The following is a 395-nucleotide window of genomic DNA, read 5'->3' as shown; positions in this document are numbered from 1 at the left end:
GCCCAGCCTCGCCTATCACCGGATGCCCCTGAATTGTCAGTTGCCCGGTGGGATCAACCTGAATGCTGCCATTACGCGTATACCCTTCGCTGCCGTCAGCGGACTGCACGGCCAGCCAGCCATCCTGCTGCAACGCAACGTCCAGCGGGCGCGAGGTGTAATCCATCTTGCCGGGCGTCATGTCTGCACCCGGTGTTGACGCCGTTACCAGCGTGCGCGTGGGCAGTGAAAGCCCTTCCACCGGCACTGCACGCAAGGCGTTTAACTGCGCGCGAAAACCGGGCGTAGAGGCATTGGCCAGATTACTGGCGGTTACCGCCTGTTGATTCAGCGTCTGGCTGGCTGCTCCCATCGCGGTATAAATTGCGTGATCCATTGAGCTATCCCGTCAGCGA

General features: G+C 61.0%; 1 pseudogene. It reads right to left on the bottom strand.

What is annotated here, in order from left to right:
• Positions 1-376: pseudogene (gene flgF / locus E0L35_RS25970) on the bottom strand (flagellar basal-body rod protein FlgF); the annotation flags it as partial.
• Positions 377-395 lie beyond the last annotated feature (19 nt).

Source organism: Halomonas sp. ATBC28 (genome assembly GCF_005937175.1).
Classification (GTDB): Bacteria; Pseudomonadota; Gammaproteobacteria; order Pseudomonadales; family Halomonadaceae; genus Vreelandella; species Vreelandella titanicae.
Note: the sequence above shows the minus strand (reverse complement) of the source record. Positions and strands in the feature narration are given on the sequence as shown.